The sequence below is a fragment of the Sphingobium sp. genome, assembly GCF_032153725.1.
Classification (GTDB): Bacteria; Pseudomonadota; Alphaproteobacteria; order Sphingomonadales; family Sphingomonadaceae; genus Sphingobium.
On record NZ_JALDYQ010000128.1, the window covers coordinates 1 to 5,924 of the forward strand.

Below are 5,924 nucleotides of genomic sequence, written 5' to 3' on the forward strand. Positions count from 1 at the left end.
CCACGAGGGTGGGAATGGCTCAATGCTTGCCCGGTTTGTTCGACGTGCCCTTCGCCGTGGGATTGATCAACTCGGCCCCAGCCGGCAGGCCAGTCCCGCCCATATCCAGCTTGCGTGCTTCGCCGCGAGCCATGGTCATCGGATTGTCGCGTTCCTTGATCGCGGCCCTGGTTTCCGCGTCCGGCTGTTCGTCGGCATCGCCCTCGCCAGCGCCACGGCTCCATCCCAGGATGATCGACATGCGCCGGTTGCGCGGGTCGTAGGCATCGCCCTTCGCAAAGGGCTCCCGATCCGCCACGCCTTCGATCCGGGCGAAGCGGTCATTGCCAATGCCGTTGGAAGCCAAGGCCTTCCGGGTCGCTTCGGCGCGGGCCGATGATAGCATCCAGTTGTTCATCGTCTGCCCGGAGCTATAGGGCAGGCCGTCAGTATGCCCGCGCACGATCAGCGGGTTGGGCATGGTCCTGATGGTCTGCGCGACCTCGTTCACCAGTTCGCGCGCCTGCGGCAGCAGCCGGTCGGTGCCCATGGCGAACATCGCAAAGTCCGATTCGTCGATCAGGTCGATGCGCAGCCCTTCGCGGGTTTCCGTGAAGCGGACATTCCTGCGCAGCTTGTTGATGCCCTGGCGCCGCGCCATGCGGGCTTCCAGTTCCTTCCTGATCGATTCGAACTTCGCCCGGTCGGCGGCCTTGGTGGCCTTGCCACCCTGATCCTTGGTGCCCGACGCGTCGCGCGGCATGGTGATGGCCAGATTTCCCTGACCGCCGGTGGTCGGGTAATTTTCCTTGCCCATCATGCTGTCGCCGCCGAACATGCCGTTGGAGCCCGCCGAATTCTCCTTCAGCTGAACAAGCGTCGGCGTGAAATAATCGGCCAGGCCCTTGCGCTGCTTTTCCGTGGTCGCGCCCAGCAGCCACATCAGCAGGAAGAAGGCCATCATCGCCGTCACGAAGTCGGCATAGGCGACCTTCCACGCGCCGCCATGATGGCCGCCATGACCTTCGACGATGATCTTCTTGACGATGATCGGTCTGGGTTCGGGCTCGTTTCCGCCGCGCTTCTTCTCGGCCATGGCTTATTTGCCCCGCATGCCGTCGAACACTTCGGCGAAGGCCGGCTGGTTCGCATGGGTCAGGCTGGAGCGCGCGGCTTCGATCACCAGCGGCTGCGGGTGGCCGTGCAGGGAGGCGACGATGATCTGCTTCACCACATGATACATGGAACCGTCAGCCTCGATCACCGCGCGGCAGCGATTGGCGAAGGGGTTGACCATGCCATAGGCGAGCAACACGCCGAGGAAGGTGCCGACCAGCGCCGAACCGATCATTCCGCCCAATATGGCCGGGGGCTGATCGATCGAACCCATGGTCTTGACGACGCCCAGCACCGCCGCGACGATGCCCAGCGCCGGGAGCGCGTCGGCCAGCCCCTGAAGATTGTCGGCGGGGCGAAGCGCTTCGTGATGGTGCGTCTTGAGCGCATTATCCATGACTTCCTCGACCGCATGCGGATCGAGCGTGCCGGATGAGACGACGACCAGCCGCAGCGTGTCGCTGATCAGGTGGATCAACGTCTTGTCGCCCATCAGGCGCGGATATTCGGAGAATATGGCGGAACTCGACGGGTCCTCGATATGCGGTTCCAGCGCCACGGGCCCTTCGACGCGCAGCGTCTTCATCAGCTTGGAGACGAGGAAGATGCAGTCGAGAAAATCCTGCTTCTTGTATTTCGGCCCCTTGAACACCTTGCCAAGGCCCCCGCCCAGCGCCTTCAGGTCGGAACCCGAATTGCCGATGATCAGCGCGCCGACGGCCGCGCCGCCGATGATGATCATTTCATGGGGCAGGGCGTGCAGAACCGGACCGATGTCGCCGCCTGTAAAGATGAAGCCGCCAAACACCATGGCGAGCAGCACGACCAGGCCGATGATTGCGAACATGATTATCCCCGAAATTCTGCCCGAAGGCGCCGTCTTGATCGAAGCATCGCATGAAAGACGCTCTCGATTGGTTAATACGGCCTGGTTAGGATGTGATTTAGGGTGCCCGTCGAAAAAACGGTAACGACATTTTTTATAAGAAAGTACAAATCTTTCAAATGGTTATTTTATAAACCGGCGTGCTCCTGCGCAGGCAGAAACCCAGTTCTGACCTTTGGACTGGACTCCTGCCTGCGCAGGAGCACGGCGTATATCGGAGCTTGTCCGCTTATTTGATCAGATCGAACAGCGTCTGCTGGTTGATCCGGGCGAAGGCGGATTGCGCCGCATCCAGTTGAAGCAGCTTGGCCGAAACCGATGAAATAACCTCTGTCAGATCGGTCGATTCCAGATTGGCGCGCCGGTCCTTGAGGTCGAGGTCCACGTCCGTGAGGCGCGTGCCGATCACGTCCAGCCGGTCGCCGCGCACGCCTTGCTTGGTCTGCTCCAGCACGATGTGATTCTGGCCCGCCTTGATCGCGTCCAGCCCGGCGGCGACGTCGGTGTCGGTGCCGCTTTGCAGTGCCGTGATGCTCTGCCCCAATATGTCGTCCAGCGACATGGGCGTGCCGTTGACGTCAATCCCCTCGGACACGTCCTGTCTGGTGCCCACCACCGCCAGATTAAGCCCCCGGCTCACCGGAACCAGCACGCTCTGCCCGTCGTCGAAAGTGGGGATGCCGTTATAATCCTTCTGGTTGAGGAGCGAATCGATCGTCGTGCGGATCGTCTTCATTTCCTCGATGATTGCGGTTTTGCTGGTGTCGTTCAGCGATCCATTGCGCGCTGCCGTCATCAGCTCCTGCGCCCGGGTCAGCAGCGTGTTCATCTCATCGAGATTGGATTCAGCATTGGCGGCGCGGGTCGAGCCGGTGCTGACATTGGACTGCCAGGCGGCCTGCTGCGCCTGTGCCCGGCCGATGTCCGACACCTGCACCCAGGCGAGCGCATTGTCCGATGGTTTGGTAAGCGTCTTGCCGGTCGAAATGGCGGTCTGGCCATCGACGATGCTCTGGGACAGCTGCTGCTGACGGCGAATCTCGGCCAGAAGGATCTTGTTGGTGATGCCGACCATGGTTCCGTTCCTTCCGTTCAGATGATCTGCAGGATCGCGTCGACGGTTTCCTTCGCCACCTGAAGGATCTTGGCGCAGCCCGAATAGGCCTGCTGGACGCGCAGCAGATCGGCTGCCTCCATGTCCAGGTCGACGCCGCTCACGGCTTCGCGGGCGGCGACCGCCTGATCGCTGCGGCTCTGCGCCGTGGTCTGTTCCGCTTTGGTGGAGGACAGCAGATTGGCGTGATTGGCGATCAGCGAGGTCCAGCCCTGCTCCACGCTGCCATTGCCACGCAGAGCGGTCGCGGCGGTCAGCAGATTGCCGTTCGCCGTGCCGTCCGAGGATTTGGTCGCGAACTGTGCCGGATCGGTGATCAGCGCGGTCACGCTCGCGGCGGTGGTGCCGGACAGGAGCGGCGCGCCATTGGCGCCGGCGTCGGTCAGCCCCTGGGCATGCCAGCCGTTCATGTCGGTGACGAACTGCTGGGCCAGACTGTCCAGACTGGCGCGCCGCTGCGTCACGGTGCCGGCGGCGGAAAACAGGCCGCCCAAAGTACCGTTGGCGGGCGCGGCCAGCGCGGTGCCGCCGCTGGTGGCAAGCGCCAGCGTCCCGTCGCTGTTGGCCGTGACGGCGAGCGTGGTGGCGGTGCTGCCATCGACCAGGCTCTGGCCGTTCAGCGTGACATTGGCCTGGTCATGCGTGCCGAAGGCGATATCGATATTGAGGTTCGAGGACAGCGTGCCCAGGGCCGCGTCGCGGCTGTCGAGCAATTGGGCGAAGGCGGATGTGCCGGGTTGCGCGCGCAGCAGGCTGTTGTTGATGTCGGCCAGCGCCGAAAGCGCCTGATTGACCGTTGCGACCGAGGACTGCGCTTCGGTGGCGATGCCGCTTGATATCTGTTGCAGGTCGCCGGCGGTCTGCTGAAAGGCCTGCGCGATGCGGCTGATGCTGTCCAGCGTGGTCACGCGCAGCGAATTGTCGCTGGGGCTGGCAGCCAGCTTGTCGATATTCTGGTACATGGTCGACATGAGCTGGCCGACGCCGGTTTCGGTATCGTTGAGCGCGGTTTCCGAATCGGTCAGCCAGCGCAGCTTCGCGGTCGAACTGCCCAGAGCCATATTGGTATAACGGACCGTCGCGTCCAGATAGGGATCGGTCGCGCGATTGACGCTCTTGACGTCCGTGCCGCCGAAATTGGCGCGGGAGATATAGACGGCCATGGTCGCTGTCGAGGAGCCGGACTCGACCGTCGTCACCGAACGGCGCGAATAGCCTTCGGTGCTGGCATTGGCGATATTTTCCGAAATCGCCGACATGGCGGTGCGATAGGCCTTGGTGCCGGAGGCGCCGATGATGAAGAGGTCGCTCATTCGGCCCTATCCGTGACCGGGGCGTCCGCGGCGGCGGGGCTGGATGCGTTCATCTTCGCGCCGAACTGGCGCATCAGCATTTCGGCAATGCCGAGCGTTCCCCGGCTCGCCATGCTATCGGCGGTGCGGGCGTCGGCCATGTCGCGGAACTGATCGGTCGCGCTGGAATCACTGATGCCCTCGGCGAGACTTGCCGAGCGCATCGCGCCCATCATCTGGCGCAGGAAGATCGCCTCGAACTGCTGCGCCGCCTTTTCCAGCGACGCCTTGCTCTGGGTTCCGCCCGTCTGGGCCGTTGCCGTGGAAGTCGAATTCACCTGCATCACAACACCACCAGTTCGGCCTTCAATGCGCCCGCCTGTTTCAAGGCTTCGAGTATCGCGACCATGTCCGCGGGGGAGGCGCCAATGGCGTTCACCGCTTTGACTATATCGGCCAGAGAGGCTCCACCTTTAAAATTGATCATCGGTTTCTTTTCCTGATCGATCGAAATCGAACTGGATTGCTCCACCGCCGTCTGGCCTTGCGAGAAGGGCGCGGGCTGGACGACGCGGGGCGATTCATTGACGCTGACGGTGATCTTGCCATGCGCGATGGCGGCGGGATGAATCTTCACCGCGCCGTTGATGACGACGGTGCCGGTCCGCGCGTTGACGATCACCTTGGCCGGCGCGTCCGCGGGCGAGACTTCGATATTCTCGATCATGCCCATCATCATGATCCGGTCAGTCGCGCCGGGCGCGGCATCGATGGTGATCGACACGGCGTCCACCGCCTTGGCGCGATGGTCGCCATAGGTGCGGTTGATGCCGTCCGCCACGCGCAGCGCCGTGGTGAGGTCGGCTTCAGACAGGTTGAAGGTGAGGGTGGGCGCGGTGTCGAAGCCGGTCGCGACCGCGCGTTCCACCGTCGCGCCGCCCGGAATGCGGCCGGCCGAGGGGATGTTGACCGACACCTGGCTGCCATCCGCGCCGGAGACGCCAAGGCCGCCGACGGCGAGGTTGCCCTGCGCCATGCCGTAAATCTCGTTATCCGCGCCGCGCAGGGGGGTCAGGATCAGCGTGCCGCCACGCAGCGACTTGGCCTTGCCCAGCGCCGACACGGTGACGTCCAGCCGCTGGCCGGGCTTGGCGAAGGCGGGAAGGTCCGCCGTCACCAGCACCGCCGCCGCGTTCTTCAGCGCCGGATTGATCCCCTGCGGCAGCGTCAGGCCGAAGCGCGAGACGACGCCCTTCATGCCCTGCGTCGCATAGTCCAGGCTGTCGTCGCCCGTGCCCGCAAGGCCGACGACGATGCCGTAGCCGGTCAGCTGGTTGGGGCGCACGCCCTGGAATGTGCCGAGGTCCTTGATCCGTTCGGCATGGGCCGGGGCGGAGAGGAAGGTGAGGACGGTGAGCAGGGCGACGATGGCGCGATGCAGGAAAGCCTTGGCCGACACCTTCCCGTCATTCCCGCGAAAGCGGGGACCCATCTCCGGCCGTGTCCCCGGACGCGAGGTGGGGAGATGGGTTCCCGC

Annotated in this window: 6 protein-coding genes; all 6 read right to left on the bottom strand. The window is 63.8% G+C overall.

All coding sequences use genetic code 11. The features are described 5' to 3' along the window. Window positions 1-19: 19 nt before the first annotated feature. Window positions 20-1,075, bottom strand: coding sequence for a flagellar motor protein MotB (locus RUH75_RS22965; RefSeq protein ID WP_313809530.1), 1,056 nt, complete (start codon window positions 1,073-1,075; stop codon window positions 20-22). Window positions 1,076-1,078: 3 nt separating this feature from the next. Beyond that, on the bottom strand, window positions 1,079-1,942 hold the full coding sequence (motA, locus tag RUH75_RS22970) for a flagellar motor stator protein MotA (RefSeq protein ID WP_313809531.1): 864 nt from the start codon (window positions 1,940-1,942) through the stop codon (window positions 1,079-1,081). 268 nt (window positions 1,943-2,210) lie between these two features. Further along, on the bottom strand, window positions 2,211-3,056 hold the full coding sequence (locus tag RUH75_RS22975) for a flagellin (protein ID WP_313809532.1): 846 nt from the start codon (window positions 3,054-3,056) through the stop codon (window positions 2,211-2,213). A 17-nt stretch (window positions 3,057-3,073) separates the two neighbouring features. Beyond that, the gene (gene flgK, locus RUH75_RS22980; protein ID WP_313809533.1) at window positions 3,074-4,408 is read right to left on the bottom strand and encodes a flagellar hook-associated protein FlgK; all 1,335 of its coding nucleotides are present in this window, start codon (window positions 4,406-4,408) and stop codon (window positions 3,074-3,076) included. Beyond that, complete coding sequence (locus tag RUH75_RS22985; RefSeq protein ID WP_313809534.1) at window positions 4,405-4,731, bottom strand: rod-binding protein; 327 nt, start codon at window positions 4,729-4,731, stop codon at window positions 4,405-4,407. The genes flgK and RUH75_RS22985 overlap by 4 nt, the downstream gene beginning before the upstream one ends. After that, entirely contained in the window at window positions 4,731-5,879 is a 1,149-nt protein-coding gene (locus RUH75_RS22990; protein WP_313809535.1) for a flagellar basal body P-ring protein FlgI, read from the bottom strand. Before RUH75_RS22990 ends, RUH75_RS22985 begins: the two co-directional genes overlap by 1 nt. Window positions 5,880-5,924 lie beyond the last annotated feature (45 nt).